22 protein-coding genes and 1 tRNA gene are annotated in these 24,690 nt (G+C 60.0%); 12 read left to right on the top strand and 11 right to left on the bottom strand.

Annotated elements, in window-relative coordinates:
• Positions 1-34: 34 nt before the first annotated feature.
• From HNR55_RS02705 to HNR55_RS02695, 3 genes are all read left to right on the top strand, one after another.
• A tRNA-Gly gene (locus HNR55_RS02705) sits at positions 35-108 on the top strand.
• A gap of 619 nt (positions 109-727) precedes the next feature.
• Positions 728-2,215: a hypothetical protein gene (locus tag HNR55_RS02700; protein ID WP_166111283.1), complete on the top strand. Its 1,488-nt coding sequence runs from the start codon at positions 728-730 to the stop codon at positions 2,213-2,215.
• Between the two features lie 69 nt (positions 2,216-2,284).
• A complete protein-coding gene (locus HNR55_RS02695; RefSeq protein WP_166110932.1) occupies positions 2,285-3,655 on the top strand; it encodes an amino acid permease in 1,371 nt (456 codons plus the stop codon).
• Between the two features lie 179 nt (positions 3,656-3,834).
• Here HNR55_RS02695 and putA read toward each other — a convergent pair whose 3' ends face one another.
• Both putA and HNR55_RS02685 read right to left on the bottom strand, forming a co-directional pair.
• Entirely contained in the window at positions 3,835-7,470 is a 3,636-nt protein-coding gene (gene putA / locus HNR55_RS02690) for a bifunctional proline dehydrogenase/L-glutamate gamma-semialdehyde dehydrogenase PutA (protein WP_242005387.1), read from the bottom strand.
• Positions 7,471-7,663: 193 nt separating this feature from the next.
• Positions 7,664-8,368: a GntR family transcriptional regulator gene (locus HNR55_RS02685; RefSeq protein WP_166110926.1), complete on the bottom strand. Its 705-nt coding sequence runs from the start codon at positions 8,366-8,368 to the stop codon at positions 7,664-7,666.
• A gap of 564 nt (positions 8,369-8,932) precedes the next feature.
• Between HNR55_RS02685 and HNR55_RS02680 the strand changes: the two genes are divergently transcribed.
• On the top strand, positions 8,933-9,373 hold the full coding sequence (locus tag HNR55_RS02680; protein WP_166110923.1) for a DUF2501 domain-containing protein: 441 nt from the start codon (positions 8,933-8,935) through the stop codon (positions 9,371-9,373).
• Positions 9,374-9,581: 208 nt separating this feature from the next.
• Entirely contained in the window at positions 9,582-11,525 is a 1,944-nt protein-coding gene (acs, locus tag HNR55_RS02675; protein ID WP_166110920.1) for an acetate--CoA ligase, read from the top strand.
• A gap of 33 nt (positions 11,526-11,558) precedes the next feature.
• Here the strand turns inward: acs and HNR55_RS02670 are convergent, their stop codons facing one another.
• On the bottom strand, positions 11,559-11,822 hold the full coding sequence (locus HNR55_RS02670) for a DUF1653 domain-containing protein (RefSeq protein ID WP_166110917.1): 264 nt from the start codon (positions 11,820-11,822) through the stop codon (positions 11,559-11,561).
• A 136-nt stretch (positions 11,823-11,958) separates the two neighbouring features.
• Between HNR55_RS02670 and HNR55_RS02665 the strand changes: the two genes are divergently transcribed.
• Both HNR55_RS02665 and HNR55_RS02660 read left to right on the top strand, forming a co-directional pair.
• Positions 11,959-12,462 (top strand): hypothetical protein, encoded by a 504-nt coding sequence (locus HNR55_RS02665; protein ID WP_253545047.1) that lies wholly within the window; start codon positions 11,959-11,961, stop codon positions 12,460-12,462.
• A gap of 4 nt (positions 12,463-12,466) precedes the next feature.
• Positions 12,467-12,760 carry a hypothetical protein gene (locus tag HNR55_RS02660; RefSeq protein ID WP_166110911.1) on the top strand — a complete coding sequence of 98 codons (294 nt, stop codon included), beginning with the start codon at positions 12,467-12,469 and terminating at the stop codon, positions 12,758-12,760.
• A 51-nt stretch (positions 12,761-12,811) separates the two neighbouring features.
• Here HNR55_RS02660 and HNR55_RS02655 read toward each other — a convergent pair whose 3' ends face one another.
• Positions 12,812-13,774: an SAM-dependent methyltransferase gene (locus tag HNR55_RS02655; protein ID WP_166110908.1), complete on the bottom strand. Its 963-nt coding sequence runs from the start codon at positions 13,772-13,774 to the stop codon at positions 12,812-12,814.
• On the bottom strand, positions 13,771-14,139 hold the full coding sequence (locus HNR55_RS02650) for a DUF423 domain-containing protein (RefSeq protein ID WP_166110905.1): 369 nt from the start codon (positions 14,137-14,139) through the stop codon (positions 13,771-13,773). The genes HNR55_RS02655 and HNR55_RS02650 overlap by 4 nt, the downstream gene beginning before the upstream one ends.
• 161 nt (positions 14,140-14,300) lie before the next feature.
• Here HNR55_RS02650 and HNR55_RS02645 point away from each other — a divergent pair, with 161 nt between their 5' ends.
• From HNR55_RS02645 to HNR55_RS02635, 3 genes are all read left to right on the top strand, one after another.
• Entirely contained in the window at positions 14,301-14,879 is a 579-nt protein-coding gene (locus HNR55_RS02645) for a cob(I)yrinic acid a,c-diamide adenosyltransferase (RefSeq protein ID WP_166110902.1), read from the top strand.
• Between the two features lie 253 nt (positions 14,880-15,132).
• Positions 15,133-15,792 (top strand): coiled-coil domain-containing protein, encoded by a 660-nt coding sequence (locus tag HNR55_RS02640; RefSeq protein ID WP_166110899.1) that lies wholly within the window; start codon positions 15,133-15,135, stop codon positions 15,790-15,792.
• A 31-nt stretch (positions 15,793-15,823) separates the two neighbouring features.
• The gene (locus tag HNR55_RS02635; RefSeq protein WP_166110896.1) at positions 15,824-16,291 is read left to right on the top strand and encodes a hypothetical protein; all 468 of its coding nucleotides are present in this window, start codon (positions 15,824-15,826) and stop codon (positions 16,289-16,291) included.
• Between the two features lie 105 nt (positions 16,292-16,396).
• On the opposite strand, the gene HNR55_RS02630 is transcribed toward HNR55_RS02635, so the two are convergent.
• The 4 genes from HNR55_RS02630 to cysQ form a co-directional block, all read right to left on the bottom strand.
• Positions 16,397-17,836: an FAD-binding oxidoreductase gene (locus HNR55_RS02630; RefSeq protein ID WP_166110893.1), complete on the bottom strand. Its 1,440-nt coding sequence runs from the start codon at positions 17,834-17,836 to the stop codon at positions 16,397-16,399.
• A 62-nt stretch (positions 17,837-17,898) separates the two neighbouring features.
• Positions 17,899-18,465: a hypothetical protein gene (locus HNR55_RS02625; protein ID WP_166110890.1), complete on the bottom strand. Its 567-nt coding sequence runs from the start codon at positions 18,463-18,465 to the stop codon at positions 17,899-17,901.
• Positions 18,462-19,463 carry an L-threonylcarbamoyladenylate synthase gene (locus HNR55_RS02620; RefSeq protein WP_166110887.1) on the bottom strand — a complete coding sequence of 334 codons (1,002 nt, stop codon included), beginning with the start codon at positions 19,461-19,463 and terminating at the stop codon, positions 18,462-18,464. The genes HNR55_RS02625 and HNR55_RS02620 overlap by 4 nt, the downstream gene beginning before the upstream one ends.
• Before the next feature lie 107 nt (positions 19,464-19,570).
• Complete coding sequence (gene cysQ / locus HNR55_RS02615; RefSeq protein WP_166110884.1) at positions 19,571-20,341, bottom strand: 3'(2'),5'-bisphosphate nucleotidase CysQ; 771 nt, start codon at positions 20,339-20,341, stop codon at positions 19,571-19,573.
• 159 nt (positions 20,342-20,500) lie between these two features.
• Here cysQ and HNR55_RS02610 point away from each other — a divergent pair, with 159 nt between their 5' ends.
• Positions 20,501-21,973, top strand: a complete 1,473-nt coding sequence (locus tag HNR55_RS02610; protein ID WP_166110881.1) for a leucyl aminopeptidase — start codon at positions 20,501-20,503, stop codon at positions 21,971-21,973.
• Between the two features lie 45 nt (positions 21,974-22,018).
• Here HNR55_RS02610 and HNR55_RS02605 read toward each other — a convergent pair whose 3' ends face one another.
• On the bottom strand, positions 22,019-22,465 hold the full coding sequence (locus tag HNR55_RS02605; RefSeq protein WP_086645253.1) for a DNA polymerase III subunit chi: 447 nt from the start codon (positions 22,463-22,465) through the stop codon (positions 22,019-22,021).
• Between the two features lie 96 nt (positions 22,466-22,561).
• On the opposite strand from HNR55_RS02605, the gene HNR55_RS02600 reads away from it, so the two are divergent.
• The gene (locus tag HNR55_RS02600; protein ID WP_166110878.1) at positions 22,562-23,416 is read left to right on the top strand and encodes an aldo/keto reductase; all 855 of its coding nucleotides are present in this window, start codon (positions 22,562-22,564) and stop codon (positions 23,414-23,416) included.
• A 41-nt stretch (positions 23,417-23,457) separates the two neighbouring features.
• Here the strand turns inward: HNR55_RS02600 and HNR55_RS02595 are convergent, their stop codons facing one another.
• Positions 23,458-24,576: a S1C family serine protease gene (locus tag HNR55_RS02595; RefSeq protein ID WP_166110875.1), complete on the bottom strand. Its 1,119-nt coding sequence runs from the start codon at positions 24,574-24,576 to the stop codon at positions 23,458-23,460.
• Between the last annotated feature and the right edge of the window lie 114 nt (positions 24,577-24,690).

Genomic DNA, 24,690 nt, shown 5'->3' with positions numbered 1-24,690 from the left:
TGTTGGAGCGCGCTATAAGCCGCCCACGCGCCATGCGGATGTAGTTCAATGGTAGAACGGCAGCTTCCCAAGCTGCATACGGGGGTTCGATTCCCCTCATCCGCTCCATGCGTGCTTCTCCCTTCTAATCATTGATAAAAATGTTTCCAGCTCACGCCAAACCTGCCGTCGAGCATGTCAGGCCCGGACAGAGCTGTGTCCCTGCATTTTATACGCAATAAGCGGGGAGGGCGGGCTGCGCTTTATGTATCCATTAGAATATATTGGGCTGTCATGGTTAACAGAAGCTGAATTTATTGCTGTGTATATTATTTCGGTATCGGTATATTAAGGTTATTTTTCATTATAAATCGTAAAAGAAACGATATAAAATTTCACCATTACTTGTGTCCGTGTGGATATGATTTCAATAATACATAAATGCTGATGTGACGTATTTTTTCTTATATCATCTTGAACATATTATAGGATAATGCGATCATTATATGTCATTGCTTTATCCGGGTTATGGGGGCGCGGGCTCTATAGCTTATTTTCAAAGGGAGTGCTTCTGGGCGTGACTGGTCTGCTGCAAAGACCCAAAACTCATGTTGGTCTGTTCAGTTATGCTTCCGGTCATGCTGCGGTCCCTCATCCTGCTGACAGGCGGCGTGTGTGTTCTGCCCGGGGGGCGGAAGCCGCGCTTTCGGGTGTGCTCAGGTTTGGCTTCTCTTCCCTGCTGCTGTGCATGCTGGGTGAGAGCGTACCCGCGCAGGCGGAGCAGACGCTTGTCTCGGTCAGTGGCGTAACCATCCAGAGCGGGCTGGATATTGGGGGATCCGCATTCCATCTCCCTCACATCAATTTTGGTAGTGGCTCCTATGCCCCTCGGGCATCGGGTGGATACACACGCCATGCAAACACGACTTACGGCGAACTGTATGGCAAACCCATGCTTAAAGGGGAATGGAAGACCGGCTGGGGGTTTGACATCATAGGCAGTGCCTCAGCCATTGGCGCAACGACCCTTGGGGATGGGGACGCCGAGCAGGTCTCGCAAACATCAGGCACTCCCCGCTCGGTCTATCTGGAAGAGGCTTATGCCGGAATAAGGGTGCCGGTGCGTCTGGTGGGTGGGCATCAGGTCTTTACCGTTCAGGGCGGGCGTCAGGCTTTTGCGGTGGACGACGGATTTTTGATTGGCAAGGGCACCTATAGCTCGGGCGAGCGCGGGGCATGGTGGTATGCGCCCCGTTTTGCCTTTTCCGGCCCCGGTGTGATCAAGCTGGAGGGCGACCCCATCCGCGCCGATGTTTTCATGCTTGAGAGTAATTCGGATAATGATATTGACCGGGGCTTTGACCGGCCCAAAACCAGCTTTGTCGGGTTTGACGTGACATGGTTTGCCAACAAGGCTGGCGGGCATGGAGCATCGGTTTATGCCGACCGCGCCGCCTATGTGACGCTCACCTATTTTCACGTGCGTGATGCCGATACATCCGCCCATTATGATTATTCAACCCGCGCGGACCGGAATGGCATGAACGTGGCCGCCCTGAGCTGGGGAGGTAGGGTGCTGCCGGTCAAAGCCATGGGTATTTCCAGGAACTTTACGGTCTATGGCAATTTTGTTTCGGAGCAGAACAGCCATCCGGGCAATGGGTATCAGGGGGTTTCGGCTTACGGAATGTATTTTGAGCCGGGCTATACGTTTTCCATGCTGCCATGGACCCCGCATGTTTTTTACCGTTACACCCGCTTTGGTGGTGGCAAAAATGCCAAGGGCGGCGTCAAGCACAACTACGATACGTTCTTTTTGTATGACGGTAAGCGCTACACCTATGGCGGTTACTGGCCGGGTGAAATTGTGGGCATGTATCTGGCCCCCCTGTCCGATCTGGAGGACCACCAGATTGACCTGACCGTGATCCCCCCCGTGCACCTGATCCGCCCCGGTGATCAGGTCAAGCTTGGTCTGCATTTTTATGACCTGTCGCTTATTCATGTCACGGGTATGGGGCTCAGAAACACTGGCCGCCACGTGTCGGACGAGCTTGACGCCTCGGTTGAATACACGCTGGACGAAAACACATCCGCCGCACTGGCGGGCGGGGCGGCCTTTGCCGGACCGGCAGGGCGCGCCCTGTCTAAAGCCGGGGTGCCGGGGGGGCAGCCCATGCCCAGAATTGGCCACCATGCCGGGGTGGTCGAGGCATATTTCTACAAGCATTTTTAAGGGGCATTTCCCAGTTTATTTCCCTTGAGTTATGAACGCACCAAACCAACAAGAACAAAGGACCTCTCCATGGCTGAGCAGACTATCAGGTGCTCCGTTAAACCTGCCACCGGGCTACGGAGCCGCCACATCGCCATGATCGCGCTGGGCGGGACCATTGGCGCGGGCCTGTTCGTGGGGAGCGGGGCCGCAATTCAGGCAACTGGCCCGGCGGTTCTGCTGGCTTTTGTCATGGTCGGGTTTCTGGTCATTCTGGTCATGCGCATGCTGGGCGAGATGGTGGTGGCGGACCCCGGCCGTGGTTCGTTTGTGGAATATATCCGCGCCGCACACGGGGACAGGCTGGGTTTTACCTCGGGCTGGCTTTACTGGTTTTTCTGGGTCGTGGTGCTGGGGAGCGAGGCCATAGCCGGAGCAATCTTGATTCAGGACTGGATTCACCTGCCAATATGGGTGTTGTCCATCGGGCTGATCGTGCTGCTGAAGCTGGTCAACTTTGCTGCACCACGCGTGTTTGGGGAATGCGAGTTCTGGCTTTCCGCAGTCAAGGTGTTCAGCATTCTGGCCTTTGTGGCTGTTGGCGGGCTGTATGTGATGCATGTTTTTGGTCCCGGCGTACCGGCATGGGATAACCTTGTGGGGCATGGTGGCCTTATGCCGCATGGCATTGTGGCGGTGCTGTCCATTATTCCCACAATTCTGTTCACCATGATGGGGTCGGAAATCGCAACGGTTGCCGCAGGCGAATCCCCCGAGCCGGACAAGAACGTGGCGCGGGTCACCCGCAGCCTTGGCACACGCGTAACCCTGTTCTATCTGGCCTCTGTCGCCATGATCCTGCTTGTCGTGCCGTGGAGCAGCATTGTGGCCGGGCGTTCCCCCTTTGTAACCGCCATGGATACAATGGGCATTCCCGGTGCGGGTATGATGATGCGCATTGTGGTGCTGAGCGCCATTCTCTCCTGCCTTAACTCCGCCATGTATATTACCTCGCGCGTGCTGACCGAACTGGCCGCACAGGGCGATGCCCCGGCGTTCCTGACCCGCCGCTCCGTCAGTTCCGCGCCAAGGCTTGCCATCACGGTCAGCAGCATTGCGGGGACTCTGGTGGCGTTTTCTTCCATTCTGGCGCCACAGACCATTTTTGCCTTTCTGCTGAGCTGTAGTGGTGGGGTTATCCTGCTGATCTACAGCCTGATTGTGACAGCCTACATCACCACCCGTTTTGCAGCCCGCCGGAATGGGACGGAAAAAGGGAATTACACGCTGTTCCTGTTCCCGCTGTGCAATTATGCAACCCTTGCCGGTGTGGTGTTGGTGTTTGTTGCCATGTTGATCAACCCCGAGGAGCGTATGACCGCTCTGGCAACGCTGGGTACATCGGTGGTCTGCTACGCTCTGGCATCCTACTTTGCCATGCAGAATAAACAGGCCGCCTGATTTTTAACCCTACCCTGTAAACCGGAAAGGCCCGTCAGTAATGGCGGGCCTTTCCGGTTCTGGTCACTCCGGGCTACGCCCACAAGCCGTGACTGCGGCACAGGTTTTTACGGGGTGCTCCTCCGGCCCGGAGCCATAGCCTCCATGGGGCCATGGCTCCGTGCTTATGAGCCTACGGCCTAGTTCAGGGTCATCAGGCTGGCGTTCCCCCCTGCTGCGGTGGTGTTGATGCTGCGGGACTGCTCCTCCAGCACGGCTTCGATCGAGGGCAGACCGTTCTGGGTGATATAGGCCGATACAATAGGCCCGTTGCCAGCAGCCAGCAGGGCGCGCGTGGCGCGGAATGCCGCGTTGTCCGCATCGCTCAGCAAAATGCTGCATGTGAGGGATTTGGCGGAGGAAACAGGTCGCACAAACTGCCTAATGGACGCTGGCAGGGTTGCAATGGCAGCCAGAAATGTGGCGTCCGCCAGAATGGCTGCGGTGTTCCCGCCCGCCAGAGTGAGGGAGATCTGGTCGTAAAGTCCCGCTATGGTCTGGGCCATGCACAGCACCGTGCCACGTGCGCCCAGCCTGTACAGGTTCAGTTCTCCCACAGGGCCGGGCAGGGTGATCTGGGCATTGGTCAGCGGCTGGCTGGCAAGGGCATGGGCACGCCGGGCGGCTTCGCTTTCGCCTTGCGTGCGGAGCCAGTCTGCCCATTCGGTCATGGCCTGTGGGGTCGTGCCGCGCGCAATCTGTGGCAGGGGGGACACCTGTGCCAGCAGGCGGCGCAGAATAAGCGGTCCCCCCGCTTTTGGCCCCGTGCCAGACAGGCCACGCCCGCCAAAAGGCTGCACGCCTACAACCGCGCCAATGGTGTTGCGGTTGACGTACAGATTGCCCGCTTCCACCTGTTCCAGAACGCTCTGCACGGTGGAATCCAGCCGGGTATGCAGGCCAAAGGTCAGGCCGTAACCGGTGGCGTTAATGTCTGCCAGCACAGAGGCAAGCCGGGCGCGTGGGTAGCGCAGTACATGCAGGACGGGGCCAAACACTTCCTGCCCGACGTCCCGAATGGACATGACCTCGATCAGTGTTGGCGGCACAAAGCTGCCATTGGCACAGTGGTCTGGCACGGGCAGGGCGTGGACCGGAGCGTTTCTGCTGCGGAAGGCTTCAATATGCGCGGTAATACCGGCAGCGGCTTCGGGGGTAATGACCGGCCCCACATCGGTTGCCAGAAGGCTGGGGTTGCCCAGCCGCAGTTCCTGCATGGCGCCGCGCAGCATGGCCAGAACGTGGTCCGCGCAGTCGTCCTGTACGCACAGGATACGCAGGGCGGAACAGCGCTGGCCAGCACTGTCAAACGCTGAGGCCAGAACATCGGCCACAACCTGCTCTGCCAGTGCGGACGAATCCACGATCATGGCGTTCTGCCCGCCAGTTTCGGCCACAAATGGCACGGGCTGGCCGGTGGCTGTGCGCCGGTCGAGCAACTGGCGGTTGATCAGTTGGGCCACAGCAGTGGAACCGGTGAACATAACCCCCATGATCCGGGCATTGCTTACAAGGGCTGCCCCAACGTCGCCCTCACCGGGCAGGAGTTGCAGGGCAGGGGCGGGTATGCCTGCTTCGTGCAGAAGGGCTACGGCCACGGCTGCAATCAGGGGTGTTTCTTCCGCCGGTTTGGCAATTACGGCGTTGCCAGCGGCAAGGGCTGCGGCAATCTGGCCAATAAAAATGGCAAGCGGGAAGTTCCACGGGCTAATGCAGGCCACAACGCCAAGGGGAACATGGGTCGTGTTATTAAAATCACGCTGGATGGTGGTGGCGTAGTAACGCAGGAAGTCCACCGCCTCGCGGATTTCGGCCACAGCGTTGGGGAGTGATTTGCCTGCTTCACGGCAGATCAGGGCCATAAGGGCTGGGTGGCGGTCTTCCAGCAGTCTGGCGGCTTTGAGCAGGCATTCCGCCCGTGCGGTGGGGGGCTGGGCTGCCCAGTCCGCAAAGCCTTTTTGTGCGGTGTCCACGGCCTGTTTTACGGTTTCCGGCGTGGCGTAGGTGACGTGGCCGACCAGATCCCGCCGGTCGGCGGGGTTGGTTACCGGGTGCTGGGTGCCTCCGGGTGTTGCGCCGGGCACAATGGGGGCGGCCTGCCACTGCCGGGGCGCTGCTGCAATGCCTGCTGCCAGTGCCTCAAGTGCGCGGTCATCGGCCAGATCAATCCCTGCGGAGTTCTGGCGTTCTGGTGCAAACAGGTCGAGCGGTTTGCGGATTTCGGAATGAGGGGCCCCAAACGGCGTGTAGTGCTGGGCGGATGTGATGGGGTTTTCAATCAGGGAAGAAACGGCAATGGCGCTATCCCCGATCTGGTTGACAAAGGAGGAGTTTGCCCCGTTTTCCAGCAGGCGGCGGACCAGATAGGCCAGCAGTGTCTCATGCGTGCCAACCGGTGCGTAAATGCGTGCGGGACGGTTGAGTTTGTCTGCCCCGACAACCTGGCGGTAGAGAGGTTCGCCCATGCCGTGCAGGCATTGGAACTCGTAAGACCCGATCTCGTATTTTTGCCCTGCCAGTGTGTAAATGGTGGCAAGGGTACGGGCGTTGTGGGTGGCAAACTGGGGGAAAATCACATCCCGCGCGTTCAGCAGTTTGCGTGCGCAGGCAATGTAGCTGATGTCTGTATGGCATTTGCGGGTGTACACGGGGTAGTCTGCCATACCCTCGACCTGCGCTTTTTTAATTTCGCTGTCCCAGTAGGCACCTTTAACAAGGCGGACCATAATCCGCCGGTTGGTGCGCTTTGCCAGATCAATAATGTAATCCAGCACAAAGGGGGCGCGCTTGCCGTAGGCCTGCACCACAAAGCCAATGCCGTTCCAGCCTTCCAGCCCCGGTGTAGCGCACAGGGCTTCCAGCAGGTCGAGCGAAAGATCAAGCCGTTCGCTTTCTTCGGCATCAATGTTGATGCCAATGTCATACTGGCGGGCGAGCAGGGTCAGTTCCTGCACAACCGGCAGAAGCTCCCCTATGACCCGCGCATGCTGGGCGCGGGCATAGCGGGGGTGCAGGGCGGAAAGTTTGATGGAAATGCCGGGGCGTTCGTAAACATTGCCCCCTTTGGCGCTGCGGCCGATAACGTTAATGGCGTTAATGTAATCCTGCCGGTAACGCTGGGCATCTGCTGCGGTGTAGGCGGCCTCCCCGAGCATGTCGTAGGAATAGGCGAAGCCGATTTCTTCAAGCTTTGCGCTGTTCTTGCGGGCCTGCTCAATGGTCTGGCCCAGCACGAACTGCTCGCCCATCATGCGCATGGCGGCATCCACGGCCTTGCGAATAACAGGGCGTGTGCTCCGTTCCACAAAACCCATAAGCGCGCCAGAGAGCGTTTTGTCATTATGCTCGGCCACCACGCGGCCCGTCAGGGCCAGCCCCCATGCGGCGGCGTTGGCAAAGAGCGGTTTGCCGCGCCCTACGTGGGAGAGCCAGTCGCTCTCACCAATCTTGTCCTGAATAAGCGCATCGCGCGTTGCCATGTCGGGAATACGCAGCAGGGCTTCGGCCAGACACATCAGCGCCACGCCCTCGGCGGAGGAAAGGGCAAATTCCTGCACCAGTGTTTCCACCAGTCCGGGGTTGCGCTGGCTACGCAGGGTTTCGGCCAGTCTGGTGGCCAGTGCGGCTACGGCGTTGTCCTCTGGCACGCTCAGCGTTGCGGCGGGGGCCAGAGCCTCCACGCATGTCTGCTCGGGGCGGCGGATTGCCTGGGTAATCGCTTTGCGCAGCGGCGTGCGGGAGGAAAAATTGGGGGCAAATGTGTTGGTAGAGGACATGGCGTTGTTCATCCGAATCAACCGCCAAACCGGGCCTCTGCGGGGGCGCAGGTGGTTTTGGCTTCACAATGATTTTTTCGCTCTGACATGATAATATATGATTTGCAACATCATATATTATTCAATCAGGCATGATGCATCGGCCAAATAAACAAGTGTTTGCAAAATATGGATTTTTATAAGCTGAAAACACTCAGCCCGGATTGTGCCCGGCCTGCCTGCGACGGAAGACATCCACCGAGATTCTGGCGGCTTCCAGAATATGGATGCGCGTCAGCCGTGCACACAGATCCGCATCCCGGTCACGGCAGGCGTCCAGAATAGCCTTGTGCTCGTCATGGGTAATGGTTGTGCGGCCCTCAATAATCAGATGGCCGCGTATGTAACGGTCCAGTCTGGTGTTCAGGTCCTCTATCATTTCCAGCAGGCGCGGGCGGGGGGCTGCGGCATAGATGGCATTATGGAACGCACGGTTAAGAACACCAGAGCGGATCATGCCCTGTGGGCCTTCCACACCGGTCACAAAGGCTTCGTAGGCGTCTTCCACACGGGCAAAATCCACGCGGCTCATGTTGCGTACGCCTTCGGCGGCGGCCTGTTCTTCCAGCACTGCGCGAATCTGGGAGTATTCCAGAATGTCGGCTTCATCCAGACCAATAACCAGCGCGCCCTTGTTGGGTGTAAACGCCACCAGTCCTTCGGCCTCAAGGTGTTTGAGCGCTTCACGCACGGGGATAATGCTGACCCCGAACCCGGCGGCCAGCTCAGACTGGGGCAGGGCGCGGCCTGCTTGTAGCTGGTCTTCCAGTATGGCCTTGCGCAAAGCCGTGCAGATGCTCTCTGACGCGGTGCCATGCGGTGCAATTTCAACACTTTTGAAAAGGCTGGCAGGCAGCATGTCGGTATAAGCTCCCGCTTAACTTTGTTACGCACTCGTTAAGGTTGTTATAGGATGGATGCCCGAACTGTTCAATCGGCCGGTCACCCGACCGACCGATTGCAGCCTGTATCGGGCAGATGGACCGGGGGTTGAGTGTTATATCACCTGATCGTGATGGCCGCATGATCGGGCGGGAAAACACTCTCGCCAGCCTGGTGCGGAGCGTCTGGTGGAAGGCGGATTTCCCTGTCCGGGCACGGTTTGGTCATGAAGGCGGGCTGAGTTGGGTAAAAGTGGCACAGGGCCAGCAAAATTACAGAAGACAAAGATAATATCGTAATGTTTCAAGACCCTTATTTTATGTCCGGAGGGTTATCGTACCATTTATGGCCTGTTTGCACAGGCGCGCAGGGGCCAGCGGCATGGTGGCGCAGCAGGGCACCGTTGCTGTTATGACAGGCATGGCGCTGCTCCACATGGACGGGACTGTGGGCTGCCATGTTTTTTGTGCGCGCGGGGGCTGCTTGATCTTTGCGGGGGTTACGGGGCAGTTTGGCGCATATTCCGTTTGGGAGATTCTGAATGAAACTGTTTGCCGTGCGTGCCTTGTCGGCGCTAGCCCTTACCACGTCCGTGCTGGCATCCGTGCCAGTACTTGCTCATGCAGAGGATAAGACCCTCACCATGCCGGTCATCCGCGGGGGGGATACGTCTCTCCTCTCAACCGTGGACCCATCGGGTTATGTGGCCTCCATTGACCCGAAGGAAAACGCAGGTCTGCTGAACTACTGCGTCCAGAACGAATACGTGCCGGATTATGACGATGCCTTCCGCACGCTGCTTGAATACAACAAGAAGACCAGTGCCGTGTCCGATGGCGCGGATGGCAACATGTTCTATGCGATCGGCTCCGCAGGCCAGATCCGCCTGAACGACCATACCTACACCGTGGCAATGGCAACCCTGCCGCTGCGCCAGAAGACCTGCAAGGCCGTTCTGGAACGCGCCAAGGCTGCTCTGTAATAACAGGGTCAGGCCCTTGTTCCGCGCCAACCGGAATGAAGGTGTGGAATAAAAACGGCATAACAAAAAAGGCTGGTCACTGCTGTGGCCAGCCTTTTTTTATGCCTGCCCGGTCACTTTAATGTGCCTGTAGGGGTGTGCATGTCTTTTCTCTGACGGCGTGATATGGTCAAAGACCATCTGGTTCGGGTGCAAAATAAGAACGTAAATGAAAGGACCAGTCCGAGTGGAAGAAAATATTCCCTGCACGACGGAGACAGGCGTCTCTGATCGCTACCTTGGTCAAGTGCAGCGTGCGCAACGCGATCCAGAGGCTTTCTGGCTATCGCAGGCGCGCAGACTGGTCTGGCATAAAGCGCCTTCTCACGCCTCCCGTTCCGACTTTAACGGCGATGTGCGCATAGACTGGTACGGTGATGGCCAGCTTAACGTGGCCGAAAACTGCCTTGACCGCCACGTTCTGACCCAGCCCGACAAGGCCGCCCTGATCTGGGAAGGGCAGGAGGACGGGCAGAAACTGGTCCTGACCTACCGCGAACTGCATGCGCAGGTCTGCCGCCTTGCCAATACGCTGCGCAGGCTGGGCGTTGGCAAGGGCGACCGTGTTGCCATTCACCTGCCCATGGTGGCCGAGGGCGTGGTGTCCATGCTGGCCTGTGCGCGCATTGGTGCAATCCATGTAGTGCTGTTTGGCGGTTTTTCGGCCGAAGGGCTGGCCGAGCGGCTTATGGATAGCGGCGCTGCTGTGGTGATTACCGCGGATGTGGCGCGGCGTGGGGCCAAGTCCATCCCCAGCAAGGTGACCATGGACGAGGCCCTGCTGGCCTGCGGTGCGGCCTGCACCGTGCGCCATGTGCTGGTGGTGCCTGTTACGGGTACGGAAGTGCCCATGCAGCCCGGCCGGGATCTGTCTTATGCTGCGGAAGTGGCGATGGAAATCCCGGATTGCCCGCCCGAGGTCATGGATGCGTGTGACCCGCTCTTTCTCATGTACACTTCTGGCAGCACGGGGCGGCCCAAGGGGGTTGTGCATGGCACGGGAGGGTATCTGGTCTGGGCGTCCTATACGCATGAGGTGGTTTTTGCCGCCCAGCCGAACGATGTCTTCTGGTGCACGGCAGATACAAGCTGGATTACCGGGCACACCTATGTTGTTTACGGCCCGCTGTGTAACGGCGCGACAATCCTGATTTATGAGGGCCTGCCCTCATGGCCGCAGCCGGGCCAGTGGTGGGATGTGATCGACCGCAACAATGTGAGCGTCTTTTACACATCTCCCACCGTGGTGCGTGCTGTCATGCGCGAGGATGCGGATGTGGTGCGTAGCCGCTCCCTGTCCAGCCTGCGTGTGCTGGGTACGGTGGGTGAGCCGATCAGCCCCGAGGCGTGGCAATGGTTCCATGATGAGGTCGGCAAAGCGTGCTGCCCCGTGGTGGACACATGGTGGCAGACCGAAACCGGGGGCGTCATGCTGACTTCCAGTGCCGGGCAGGTGCCGGGCCGACCGGGGGCCGCAGGGCTGCCGTTGCCGGGTGTAAACGCCGTACTGGTGGATGCACAGACCCAGACGGAGGTTGAAGGGGCGGGGGATGGCCTTTTGTGCATGGCCCGCTCATGGCCCGGTCAGGCCATGACCCTGTGGCGGGACCATGAGCGTTTCCGCCAGACCTATTTTACCACCTGTCCGGGGCGCTACTTTTCGGGCGATGGTGCGCGGCGTGAGGCAGACGGATATTTCTGGATCACGGGCCGCGTGGATGATGTGGTCAATGTCTCTGGCCACCGGATTGGCACGGCGGAAATTGAAGATGCCGTGGCAACCGATGCCGAGGTGGTGGAAAGTGCCGCCGTTGGCGTACCCCATGATTTGAAGGGGCAGGGGCTGGTGGTGTTTGTTGTGCCCCGCACTGAAGGGACGCTGGACCCCGCCGCCGTACGCCGCGCCATTGCCGATGGGGTTGGCCGTTATGCTGTGCCGGAGCAGATTTACGTTGTGCGGGACCTGCCCAAAACCCGCTCTGGCAAAATTGTCCGTCGCCTGCTGCGCAAGATCGCTTCGCACGATCTGAGCAATCTGGGCGACCTTTCCACCCTGTCCGATCCGGATATTGTGGAAGAAATTATTGCTCAGGTTGCCGGGCAGGCGGGTTAGGGCATTCGGTCCGTGGCGTGTGAGGGGGTGCCCTTACGCGCCACGGGTTTGCTCTGGCTTATCCCCGATCAATGCAAAACGGGGCACGCCCTGAACTGTCTGGAGCCACATGTCCAGCGGGCGCACCCAGTAGGTTCCCTGTGAATCGCACCGGTAAGTGACCAGCCATTCTTCCGTCTCACTGTGGCGGCCTACGCATAGAAGCGTGTACAATCCTCCCTTATAATGGCGGTAGAGGCCGGGCTTTGGATGCCGGGGCTGTTCTGGCGTGGTATTTTGGCTTGTCTGCTCGGGCATGCTTGGGCTCTACTCCACAAAGGGACTATTCTGGTCTGGAAAAACAAGGAATGTGCGCTTGAGGCATCGTGTAGGGTTGTATTGTGTGTTGGCAGGGTTGTCTGCCCTGCCGTGCGGTGTTTTTGGCGCAGCACAGGTGCTGGGCGCAAAGCCTGCCCGGCAAGGCGCATTCACCCATGGTAAAACCGATCCCGTGGCCCTGACTGACCAGCGTGGCAGCGTACTGGACAGTGCCGCGCGTGAGCTGAACGCGGATGATCTTGCCGCCGCCGCCCGCCATAATGACAAACCGCTTGTGCTCGTGGGGTCTGCCCCCCTGTCTGCCAACGGTGCGAATATGGCGCTGTTTGTGCAGGTGCAGGCAGCCAGCCTGTGCGGGTCCGCCGGATGCTCGACAGATGTGTATGTCAAACGCAACGGTACTTGGACCAAGGTGCTGGATTCCGTAAGCGGGCCTATTGAACTGCTGCCCACAACGCATGGGGGCCTGCGCGATATTCTGGTCGATGGCTCGGACCGCTGGGTGTGGAAGAACAACACCTACGTGGATACGCTGGTGGCGCAGGACGTGCCGGGGCTGAAAGCTTCGGTGGAGGAGCATCAGGCGCATATGAACCACCAGCCCGCAGACCGCCTGTAACCTTATGGCGCAGGATGAAGGCAGTATCCGGCTGACCGTAATCAAGACAGGGGCCACAATCGGGTTGACGGCCCTTCTGGTTTTTCTGCTGCGCTGGGTATTGAGTGTTCTGCCCCGGTTTGATGCCATGACCGGCGGACACACCGGGGGGGATATTCTGCGTTTTCTGGCCTCCAACGGTCAGGCGCAGGCCCAGCAGACAGTTGCGGTTGTCATGATCGTGCTGTGTTTTGTGCTTGCCGTGCTGCTGGTGCATGGCGCTGAGCGCCTGCTCCGCCGCAGGCGGGCTAGCCGCTAGGCATGTGGCAGCATGGGCTGGGCGTTACGGCCACCCCATGCCTGTACACGTTCAGGCTATGGTGGTGGGGAGGGGGGATACGCCTTTGTCGGCTGCCTCCTGTGACCAGAAGAATGTCAGTTCGTGCTTGTTATGCGCCAGATGGGCGAGTGCCCCGCCGGGTATGGCCTCAAAGGCGGCCACGGTTTCGTGGTCTGTTTCACCCTGAAACTTGACTGTCAGCACAATGTTCTTGGTCTGCCCCGAATCAATCCATGCTCGGGTCAGGCGCAGCAGGCGCTGGGGGTAGGCAATAATGTCGGAAAAAACCCAGTCCGTGGCGGGGAGCTGTTTTGGGTCCAGCCCAAATGCGCTGGCCTGCTGGAAGCTTACGCCCGGCATGGCCTCAACCGATGGGGCAAGCGGTGCGCGGTCAAACGCGGTTACCTCTGCGCCAAGGCTTGCCAGTGCCCATGTCCACCCACCCGGTGTAGCGCCCAGATCATAACACCGCTCACCCGCAGCGGGCCAGCGGCCCAGCCGGGTGCAGGCCTCCCAGAGCTTTAGGTAGGCGCGGGAGGGTGGGTCTGTCCGGTTTTCCACAAACTCCGGTGCGCCATTGACAAAGGGGCTGGTTTTTGTGGCCGAAAACAGCAAGGAGGAGGTGTCCAGCAAGGTCCATGCCCCAAGCGGGCTGGTCGGTGCGGGGGTGGGGAAAACCAGAGCCGCGGCTTTGACCGGGGGCAGTTTTTGCACAATCAGCCCGGAGCGTCGGAAGTTGTCCACCGCATACAGGCTCCAGTTGCGCTGGATGGCGCGCAGTGTGTCTGACGCATTGCGGATGGAGGTAATGCTGGCGCGTTGCGGGTCAGTCCATATATCCAGCGCCCAGGGGGAGTAGAGTGCTTTGTGGGTGGAAAGGGCAAGCATGCCATGCCATGCCACAACCTCCACTCCACGGAGCAGCAGGTCCTCTTGCAAAACGTGTTTAAGCCCGTCCGCTGCCAGCCATGCGCCCTGTATGGAGGTGCTCATGACCGGCGGACCCAGCCTGCGGCCAGCACCAGCCAGGAAAGAATGAGAATACTGCCGCCAATAGGGGCAATATGGCTGCCATGGTGGCCGGTAAAGGCCGTGTTGTACACACCGGCACAGAACAGGAGCGTACCCACCAGTACCCCGCTACCCCCCGCGATGAAGAGACGGTTGGTGCGTTCAGCCAGCCCAAGCCCCAGAACCAGCAGGGCAATGCCCTGCCACATCTGCATATCCATGGCGCTGCGCGCCATGACCCGCCCACCTTCGGCAAAATGCGCATCGGGCAGGTGTGCGGTCAAAGCGCCCATAATAGTCCCTGTGGCAACAAGGAGTGCTCCACAGATCCGCCATAGACGTGTCATGAAAGGTCCGGTCAACATCATTGAAGCTGTATAGGCGCGTCTGTGGCAAACGGGAATAGGACTGCATGGCCTGTTCCCGGTTTTAGTCTTTGCAATGCCGGGTAAGGTGGTGCGATTTGTACGAATACAGGAATATAAGGTCAGCATCAGGAGCCCGGAATATGAGCATACGGATTGATAAAATTGTAACCCGTGGCGGAGATGGCGGGCAGACATCGCTGGGTGACGGGTCACGCGTTGCCAAGGATGAAGTCCGTATTGAAGTTCTGGGTGCGCTGGATGAGGTCAATGCCATGGTTGGTCTGGTGCAGGCGCATATTCCGGCAGATGGCAGCGTTGCCCGGCAACTGACAGAAGTGCAGAATCTGCTGTTTGATATGGGAGCCGATATCTGCCTGCCTGAAGATGGCCCCATGGCCGCGCGCGCCCGTCGTGTGGAAGAGGCTGCCCTGCTGGTGCTGGAGCGCAGGATAGAGGAGCTAAGGGTGCGCCAGTCTCCGCTTGACGGGTTTGTGCTGCCCGGTGGTTCCGTGCCAGCGGCAATGGCGCACATGACCCGTACACAGGTACGCAGGGCCGAACGCCGCATGGTGGCTCTGGCGCGGGTAGAAAAGGTGAACCCGGTTTTGCTGAAAATACTGAACAGATTATCCGATTACTTTTTTGTGCTGGCCCGTCACTTCAACCATGACGGACAGACGGATATTGTGTGGCAACCCGTGCCAAAAGGCGAAAAATAGTGCTCTGCGGTACAACCTCTTGGAAAAAGAGGGGGGATATGTTATGGAGGACCACAGCAGACGTTGCCTGTATGGCAGTGTGCAAAATACCCTGCTGCCGGTGCTGCGGCCATATCTCTGTTTTTATTATACCGTCCGGCTATGACCATAGATGCTCTGCATCTGTCCTGTGCGGACGCCATAAAAACATAATTGGTTTTCTGGCAGCTTTTAATACAGTCCATAATATATCTGAAACGTGACATCTGAATTCATGAATACATCATCTTTTCTCTCTGCCCCCGTAGTGGACAGGGATCATGAGGAAGGGCTTGAAGAAGCGTCCATGCGCAATGCGCTTGAACGTATTGGACATTCCGCCCGTCCCCGCTCTCCCGCTGCTCCGCAAACCCGTCCTGCCGTCGAGAATGCCAACAACAAGCGCCGCCGCTTTGTGCGCGATGGTGAGGTGCAGGTGGAAAAACACTCCCTTGCGCGCACAACGCCGCGTACGGTTGCCGCACCACGGATTGCAGGCACCTCCCGCGCCGTGCATTTTAATGAAGAAGACAACAGCGAACTGTCCCGTCTGCGTCGCCAGTTGGCGGAAGAAAAGCTGCGGGCGGAAGAAAATGACCGTCAGTTGGCGGACATGCAGGCTGTCCAGCGTGGGCTGACGACACGCATCGGCCATGCTGATGCCCTGATTGCCGAACAGAAAAACAAACTGGCCGAACGGGAAGCCGAACTGGCTCTTGCCGGGCGCGAAATTCGTGCCGGTCGCCGCCAGATAGAAGAGCAGGAGGCCGAAATAGCCGCCCTGCGTCGGCAACTGGACGCCAAGCCGCGTGGCCGCCCTCGCAAGGAACCTGAGCAGGTTGACGCTGAGGCGAATGTGGAAGAGCCCCAGCCCGTCAAGTGGTGGAAGGATTAATCCCTGACCTTGCGTCAGAGGGTTTCCCGGTATGAAAAATAATACGGCCACCCCTACTCTGGCCCTTCTGGTTCTGGACGTGGCTCTGGGGGTGGCGTGTGTTGTGCTTCCCCCTGTTGTCATGGGGTTTGTCGGCCTGCTGCGTGATGTGTTTGGTGTGCTGGTGCTGCCATTCAGCTTCCTGTTCGGGCTGGCGGGCTGGTCATCTGATCTGTCCTCCCTTTCCAGTGTGCATGACGGTCTGGTGCCGCAGGCCACAAGCCATCCGCTTTATGCGGTTATGGCTGCCGTGGCGCTGGGTGTGGGGGGCGTATGCTCCGTTCTGGCGTGCAATACACCGCAGGGGGCCAGAGTTGAACGGGCTGCGGCCCCTATACTCACGGGCCTTGCAATGCTCATGGTGGGGTTTGACCCCGGCCTGATTGTTCTACCCGCTTTTATTTTACAAATACTGTGCTTTTGGTATCCAACACTGTCTTTTTCTTCACGGGGGCAATAAAGCCCTTATTCCGTGCGGGGGCAGTGTTTATGCCTGCGTGGGCCGCAGGCCCGTGCCGGGATGGACCGGAGGCGCGGGTTGCCATGCACCCGGTCCTGTAACGGATTATGCCTGAGCGGGGGGTAAAACCTTGCCGGGGTTCATAAGGTCCTGCGGGTCCAGTGCCGCTTTGATCCGGCGCATGGCTTGCAGTTCCGCACCCCCACGCCAGGATGGCATCATGTAGGTTTTAAGCTGGCCGACCCCATGCTCGGCCGAGAAAGACCCGCCCAGTTTGCGCACGATTTCGGCCACCGTATCCATCATGGCGTGGTCCTGCGCCAGAAATGCTGCGGGGTCCGCACCTTCAGGCTGCACCAGATTAAAGTGGATGTTGCCGTCGCCAATATGGCCAAAGGGCGCAACCCGAATACCCGGAATAAGGGCTTCGCAGGCTTTGGTGGCCGCTTCAATAAACTCCGGTATGGCTGCCAGTGGTACGGAGACATCGTTCTTGACCGACGCCCCTGCGCGTTTTTGTGCCTCGGCATGTTCTTCGCGGATCATCCACAGGCTCTGGCGCTGGCTTTCGCTTTCGGCCAGAACGGCGTCGGTTACCAGCCCGTCTTCCAGTGCGCTTCCCAGTACATCTTCCATCAGGCTGCGCAGGCTGTCATCGGCGCGGGGGCTGGCCAGTTCCACCAGCACATAGGCCGGGGCCGGGGCTTCCAGCGGCAGGGTGGCACCATCAATCAGCCCATTGACCAGCGCCATGGACGTGCCGGACATGAACTCGAACGCATGAATGGCGGAGGGGTCCTGCTTGCGGAAGGCCGCAAACAGGTTGAGTGCCCCCTGCGGGTTTTCCACCGCGCAAAGTGCCGTCTCGCGCGAGCGCGGGGCAGGCTGAAGCTGGATGACCGCCTGCGTAATAATGCCCAGAGTGCCTTCCGAGCCAACCAGAAGCTGGCGCAGGGCATACCCTGTGTTGTCCTTGCGGAGCTTGCGCATCAGGTTGAGCACATTGCCATCGGGCAGCACGGCCTGTAGTCCCAGAGCCAGTTCGCGGGCATTGCCGTAGCGCACCGTGTTGTTGCCGCCTGCATTGGTGGCCAGAATCCCGCCAATATCAGCCGATCCTTCGGACGAGATGGAAAGCGGGAGCAATAGCCCCTGAGCACTTGCCGCATCCTGTGCCGCTTTAAGGGTGACCCCTGCATCCACGGTCATGGTCAGGTCCGCATGGTCAATCGTGTGGATCTGGTTCATGCGGGTGGTGGAAATGACAACGGCCCGCCCGCTCGAATCCGGCGTGGCTCCCCCTACCATGCTGGTATTGCCCCCCTGAGGCACCATGGGCACGTTGTGTGCGTGGCACAGGGCCACGGCTTTTGCACACTCCTCCGTGTTGGCCGGGCGTAGCACTGCGGCACAATGGCCGTGGTAGAGGGCGCGCCAGTCCACACAGAACGCCTCTGTATCCGCAGGGTTGGTCAGAACACCCGAAGGGCCAAGGATCTGCACCAGCGCATCATGTAAGGACGGGGGGAGGGACGTTTGTGGCATGGCTCTGGTTTTCCCTGCAAAAGCACAAAAAGACAAAATTGAACGCGCGGGTGGGTGACCCGTCAGTAAAGATAATGGGTGTTGTCGGCCATGGTATGGGCTGGAGGTGGTGTCGCAGGCCACAGGGCATGCACGGCCTGCGACCCCGCAACCCCCACCAGCATGCCAACCAGCAGGCCAATGGCAATGGTTAGCGGCTTCTGGGCACGTTTGGCGGCCTGAAGTGTCGCCAGATGGGTCTGGAGTTCCGCCCGGGATTTCTGGGTCAGATAAAGTTCGGATTTGAGTGTTTCGTTCTGGGAGTGGGCAACGCGCAGGTTGCGGTCCAGCCGGGTAATGCTGTCGGCCATTTCGCGCAGCTGTACGCGGTACTGGTCCGGCATGTCCGTTGTTCTGGGCTTGCTGGCGGAGGCACGCGCGCCAGTCTGGCGGGTTGTGCTTTTGGCCTTGGATGGATTGACCGCAATGGTCTGGAACAGGTTTTTGAGCGCTCCCCCGGTTGTGCTGTTCTTGCGGGCACGGTTGCGCAGGGCCTGCAGGGCCGTGTCCGACTGGCCGGGGTGATCTTCAAGCACCAGCGCCAGAATGTCCGACAGGATTTTGAGTTCCTTGGGATCAATCTCGGTCATGGTGCCATGTCTTCTGTTCCGTCCTGCGGGCGGGGGGCTGCCGCGCGGTTCAGGCGGTCCTGTATGGCACGGCCCAGACCGTGCTGGGGTATGGGTTGCACGGCAATGCGACGCAACCCAAGGGTCTGCCCTTCGCGGTCCAGTGTGCGCAGGCCGGTAAACAACCTTGCTGCGGCTTCTTCCAGATTTCCAGTGCTACTCAGGTTCCATACCAGCGGGGCAAGGGTGGGACGGGTGGCGCCAAACGCCAGCAGGGCCTCGTCCGGCCGGGCCTGCAAGGCGTTCAGCCGCACAGGCAGGTGTGGCGCGTAATGCGAGACCATGCGACCGGGGGAATGTGGTGCTGCATCACTCGTGGTTTGCGGCAGGCTTATGTGCGGGCAGATGGCGACAAGCTCTTCCAGCGTTATACCACCAGGGCGCAGCAGGGTGGGGGTGTCCGGGTCTGTCAGGTCCACCACGGTACTTTCCACCCCCACGGTGCAGGGGCCACTGTCCAGCACGGCGTCTATCCGGCCGTCCAGTTCCTCCAGCACATGGGCCGCGTCCACGGGGCTGATACGGCCGGAGCGGTTGGCCGAAGGAGCGGCTATGGGGCGGCCCGCCTGTTCCAGCAGTGCAAGGGCTGTGGCATTGGCGGGTACGCGCACGGCAAGGCTGGCAAGGCCATCTGCCGCCAGATCGCTAATGCTTGCCCCCGGCGCGCGGGGGAGGATGAGCGTAAGTGGCCCCGGCCAGAACGCCTGTACCAGCCTGTGGGCCATGGCATTGGGCACCACCTGCGTAAACGCCGCCTGTGCATTGGCAAAATGGCTGATCAGCGGGTTAAAGCGCGGGCGGTTCTTGGCTTCAAAAATCCGGGCGACAGCCTGTGGCTGGCTGGCATCTGCCCCAAGGCCGTAAACGGTTTCCGTGCCAAAGGCCACAAGCCCGCCAGCCCGCAGAATGCTGGCAGCAGTAGCAATGCCGCTTTGGGTGGCATCCAGACGTCTGGTCATGGTGTTCTCATGGCAACAGGGCGCAATCCGTAGGCCGATCAGTGAGGCTGCAATGTTTTGGCAACAGGAGGCCCCTGCGTAAAGGGGCCACGGTTGGCCTGCCCTGTTTATAGCGTTCCGGTACAGACAAAGGGAGGGTTTTTCCAGCCTGTTTTGCCATAAACGAGGGGGGAACCATCCAGCAGCGTAATCTGGCCACCCGCGGCTTCCACAATGGCCTGCGGGGCGGCTGTGTCCCACTCCATGGTGGGGCCGAGGCGGGGGTACAGATCAACCAGCCCTTCCGCCACGCGGGCAAACTTTACGGCTGATCCGATATTGCCCAGATGCGCAATTTTTTTGCCATTCAGATATTCGGCCAGACGGGTGTCATCCGCATGATGGCGGGATGCCAGAACGCTCAGTCCCTCAGCAGGAGCCGTGCGGACATGAATGGCCTGTAGCCCGTTTTTGTCCAGCCGGTGCGCGCCCAGACCCACGCCCCCCGTGTAAAGCTGGTGGTAGGCTGGCAGGGCCATGGCCCCCAGTGCGGCATGGCCATTGCGGACAAGGCCGATATTGACGGTAAAATCGTCCCGCCCGGCGGCAAACTCCCGCGTGCCGTCCAGCGGGTCCACCAGCCAGTAGGCCGGGGTGGCGTAGGCTTGCAGGCCTGCGGCAACTTCTTCTTCCGCAATAACGGGAATATCGGGTGTGGCCGCGCGCAGCCCGCGCAGAATATGGGCTTCTGCCGCGTGGTCCGCCTCCGTTACGGGGGAGGAGTCGGTTTTGGTCACGGTCTCAAACCCCCGCGCGCGAATGGTGCGGATGATTTCGGCGGCTTCGTTGGCCAGTCTGGCGGCAAGGGCCAGCAGGTCTGTATCTGCAAGGGTGCTCATGGGCCTAGCATACGCCAGCTTGGGGCTGCCGTCATGCCCTGTGGTGTGGTGTTGGTGTTTATCGTGCAATCGGGGCGTGGGGGCGGCTCTGGCTATTGCCAAGACAGGGTGGGGGACTTAGGCAGAATAGATGTGGTTTTCAGGGAGATTGGTCAAATCATGCTACAGATTTCGTTTTCCACCCAGATAGAGCCCACGGCGGGCGCGCTGGCCATTCTGGTGCCCGAAGGGGATGCATACCCAACTGTTTTTCAGACATTTGATGCCGCAACGCAGGGCGCTCTCAGCCGTGCGGCCAAGGCAGAGGGGTTTAAGGGCAAGGACGGCACAAGCTGTGTTGTGCTGGCGCCATCTGCCAGTTTTGAACGCATTGTGCTGGTCGGCCTTGGCAAGGCTGGTGATGTGGATGCATGGGGGGCGGAAAAAGCAGGCGGGCTTGCGGCCTCCCTGCTGGCGCGTGCGCCAGAAGCGGCTGTGGCTGTAGGCGACCTTTCTGGCGCACTGGCGGCCCATGTGGCTTTGGGTGCCGTGCTGGGTGCCTACCATTTTGGTCTCTACCAGACCAAAAAAGAAGATGACAAAAAACACCAGCTGGCCGAACTGTCCGTGCTGGGCGCGCATGTGGGTGCGGCGGAGGACCTCTGGCCGTCCCTGCAGGCCGTTGCCCGTGGCGTTGTGCTGACGCGTGATCTGGTGAGCGAACCGGCCAATGTGCTCAATCCGGTCGAGTTTGCCGAGCGCGCCACAACCCTGCGTGCGCATGGGCTGGAGGTAGAGGTACTTGACGTTGCCGCCATGACCGAACTGGGCTTTGGGGCCCTGCTGGGTGTGGCGCAGGGGAGTGCTAACGAGCCGCGTACAGTGGTCATGCGCTGGAATGGCGGCAAGGAAGGGGACGCCCCCGTAGTCTTTATTGGCAAGGGCGTGACCTTTGACTCGGGTGGTATTTCCATCAAGCCCGCCGCCGGTATGGAAGACATGAAGTGGGATATGGCCGGTGCCGCAACGGTAACCGGGCTTATGGCCTCGCTTGCGCTGCGCAAGGCCCCGGTTAATGCTGTGGGTGTTGTGGGGCTGGTGGAAAACATGGTGTCCGGCACGGCCCAGCGCCCGGGGGATGTGGTGCGCAGCGCCTCTGGCCAGACAATCGAGGTGCTCAACACCGATGCCGAGGGCCGTCTGGTTCTGGCCGATGTGCTGTGGTACGCGCGGGACCGGTTTGCTCCGCGCCTGATGGTAGACCTTGCAACCCTGACCGGGGCGATCATTGTGGGGCTTGGCCACGAATACGCGGGCCTGTTCTCCAATGATGATGATCTGGCCGTAGGGCTGGCTGATGCCGGTGCCTTTACGGGTGAAAAGCTGTGGCGCATGCCTTTGGGCAAGGAATACGATGCCCTGCTGAAGTCCGATATTGCGGACATGCAGAACATTAGCGGTGGCCGGGCTGGTGGTTCCATTACCGCAGCACAGTTCCTCAAGCGCTTTGTGGGTGAAACCCCCTGGGCACATCTGGATATTGCCGGGGTTGCCTGGGCCAGCAAGGCCAAAAACGGTCAGCCCAAAGGGGCAACCGGCTTTGGTGTACGCCTGCTTGACCGCTTTGTGCGTAACGGGTTTGAGCAGGGCTGAGTAGTTTCTGCTTCCGCCTGCCCGGTTATACGGGCAGGCGGGTTTTTAGCGGGCGCGCTTCCAGCCCTTATCTTCCTGCCGCCAGTATGCAAGGTCATGTCCTGCCTTGTGGGCCTGTGCCCAGCGTGCGCGGGCGGCGGTAACGGCACTTTCGTCATGCCCGTCAAACAGGTCGAATATCCGCTCAAAGCGGGCCGGGTCCGCGCAGTGCCGGTTTTGCGTTAAAAACAGAAAACGCGCCTCGTTCGGGCAGTCATCCCCAGTGCTCAGCCATATGGGTTGAAGGTCGGGGCAGGCTATGCCCGCACTGCCATGGGGCAGCCAGCGCGGGGTGGCAATCTGCCAGAGCGTTTTGTCCAGTTCATCCAGCGCGGGTTTGTCCGTGCACCACACAACCGCTTTCTGTCCACTGTCCAGCGTGCGGGTCAGCAGCATGGGCAAGGCTTCTGTCAGGCTGGTGCGGGTCAGGTGGTAAAAGCCGATCTGGGTCATATATCCACTATAACAGTCTTGCCGTGGGGTGGAACAGCATGGTCCTGCGCTGTTTTATGCTGCCTGATGGCCCGAGGATACAAGGAGAAACCCGCAATGGTCCCAACCATAACCCTGCCAGATGGCACACCCCTGCCCGCATTGGGAGTTGGAACATGGAATATGGGCGACACCCCCGCCCGCCGGGAGGAGGAAATAGCAAGCCTGCGTTACGCGGTGGAGCAGGGCATACAGGTTGTGGATACGGCGGAAATGTATGGCAATGGCCGGTCGGAAAAACTGGTGGGGGAGGCCATAGCCCCTTTGCGTGAACAGGTTTTTCTGGTCAGCAAGGTGCTGCCGGGCAATGCTTCCGCCCAAGGGGTTGCGCAAAGCTGCCGCCGTTCGCTCACACATCTGGGCACAGACAGGCTGGACCTGTACCTCCTGCACTGGCGCGGCAGCGTGCCACTGGCCGAAACCGTGGAGGCCTTCCGCACCCTCCAGCGTGAAGGGCTGATCCGCTACTGGGGCGTTTCCAACTTTGATACCGACGATATGCGCGACCTTGAAGGCTGCTCCGGACCCGGGGAGTGCGCGGCCAATCAGGTGCTGTACAGTCTGGAACACCGGGGCGTGGAGTATGACCTGCTACAGGCGGACAGGCAGCGCAAGGTTGTCACCATGGCTTATTCCCCCATAGGGCAGGGGGGTGCGCTGCTGGCCCATCCTGCGCTGGCGCGGGTGGCGGCGCGGCATACAACATCACTTGGTGCGGCAACGCCTGCGCAGGTTGCACTGGCCTGGGTGCTGCGCCAGCCCAATGTGCTCGCCATTCCCAAGGCAGGCAGCCCTGCGCATATGCGCCTGAATGTGGCTGTGGCGGACCTCAGGCTGGAGCCGCAGGATCTGGCGGAACTGGATGCCGCCTTTGCGCCCCCTGCCAGCAAGGAGCCACTGGCCATGATCTGACGATCATGCCCAACCCTGTGCTGCACGGCCTGATTGCGGGTCTAGTGGAACCCGCCATCCTCTGACAAAGGGCGCAGGCCGACATGGATGGTCAGCGTTTGCGGGCGGGTATTGCGCATGATGGCCAAGGCGGCCTCGCTCCCCGGTCTGGCGGCAGCAATGGCGCGGATCATGGCGCGGGCGGTATCCACATGCTCCCCGTTGAGCATGGTAATAACATCGCCTTTGCGGAGCCCGCCATGCGCTGCGGGGCTGTTGCGGTCCACCTCGGTAACCTTGGCGCCATTATGGGTCAGAACATCATCCAGCGTTGCGCCCAGCCAGCCGCGGTCTATGTGCCCGGTCTGGCGCAGGGTTTCCACAATGGGAATCACAATTTCGGACGGAATGGAAAACCCGAGCCCCACAGACCCCCCGGTGGGGGAAACAATGGCGGTGTTGAGTGCGACAACCTGCCCCGCAAGGTTAAAGGTCGGGCCGCCGGAATTGCCGGGGTTTATGGGCGCATCAAGCTGTAAAAAGTCATCAAACGGGCTGCTGCCTATATCGCGCCCGCGGGCGGAGACTATGCCAGCCGTTACGGAGGACCCCAGACCAAACGGGTTGCCCGCCGCCATAATCCAGTCTCCTACCTGTACCTGTCGGCTATCCCCCCATTCCACATAGGGCAGGGCCTCGGCGCTGGTAATCTTGATAACGGCAATATCCGTCAGCGGGTCCATGCCCACCAGCGTTGCGGTAAACTCCTTGCCACTGACGAGTGAGACGGTAATGGTGTCCGCATCTTCCACCACATGGCCGTTGGTTACGATAAAACCGCTGGGGTCGATCAAGAAGCCGGACCCGGCCTCCAGTAGTTCATCCCCATGGTGGCGCATGCGTTCGCGGTAACGCCGCTCCAGTGGCGTGCCCTTGACGGAGGAAGGCAGCTTGTGGTGGCTGTCTGCGGCAGAATCATCGCGTGTGACGGCAATATTGACCACTGCGGGCACAACCTTGCGCACAAGTGGGGCAAAGCTGACCGGGCCAGAGGTCACAAGGGGTGTTGCGGGCGCAAAAGATGGCAGCGTGCCAGCCCACGCGTCTCCAGCGCACAGGGGGGATGTGCAGCACAGGTAGATCACGGCCACACAGGGCAGGCCTTGCAACAGTCTGTTCATAAGGTGCGGTGCCTTGGAGCCAAGCATATGAACTTTAGGCCATGTTTGGCGCGGTTGCGCAACCATGCTGCTGGGTCGAACCCTGTTTTCCTCTTCTTTTTCATGTTGTGGGGC

The sequence above is a fragment of the Acetobacter lovaniensis genome, assembly GCF_014207635.1.
GTDB classification, from domain to species: Bacteria; Pseudomonadota; Alphaproteobacteria; order Acetobacterales; family Acetobacteraceae; genus Acetobacter; species Acetobacter lovaniensis.
The sequence above is the reverse complement of the archived record's forward strand: the minus strand, read 5'-3'. Positions and strand labels throughout refer to the sequence as shown.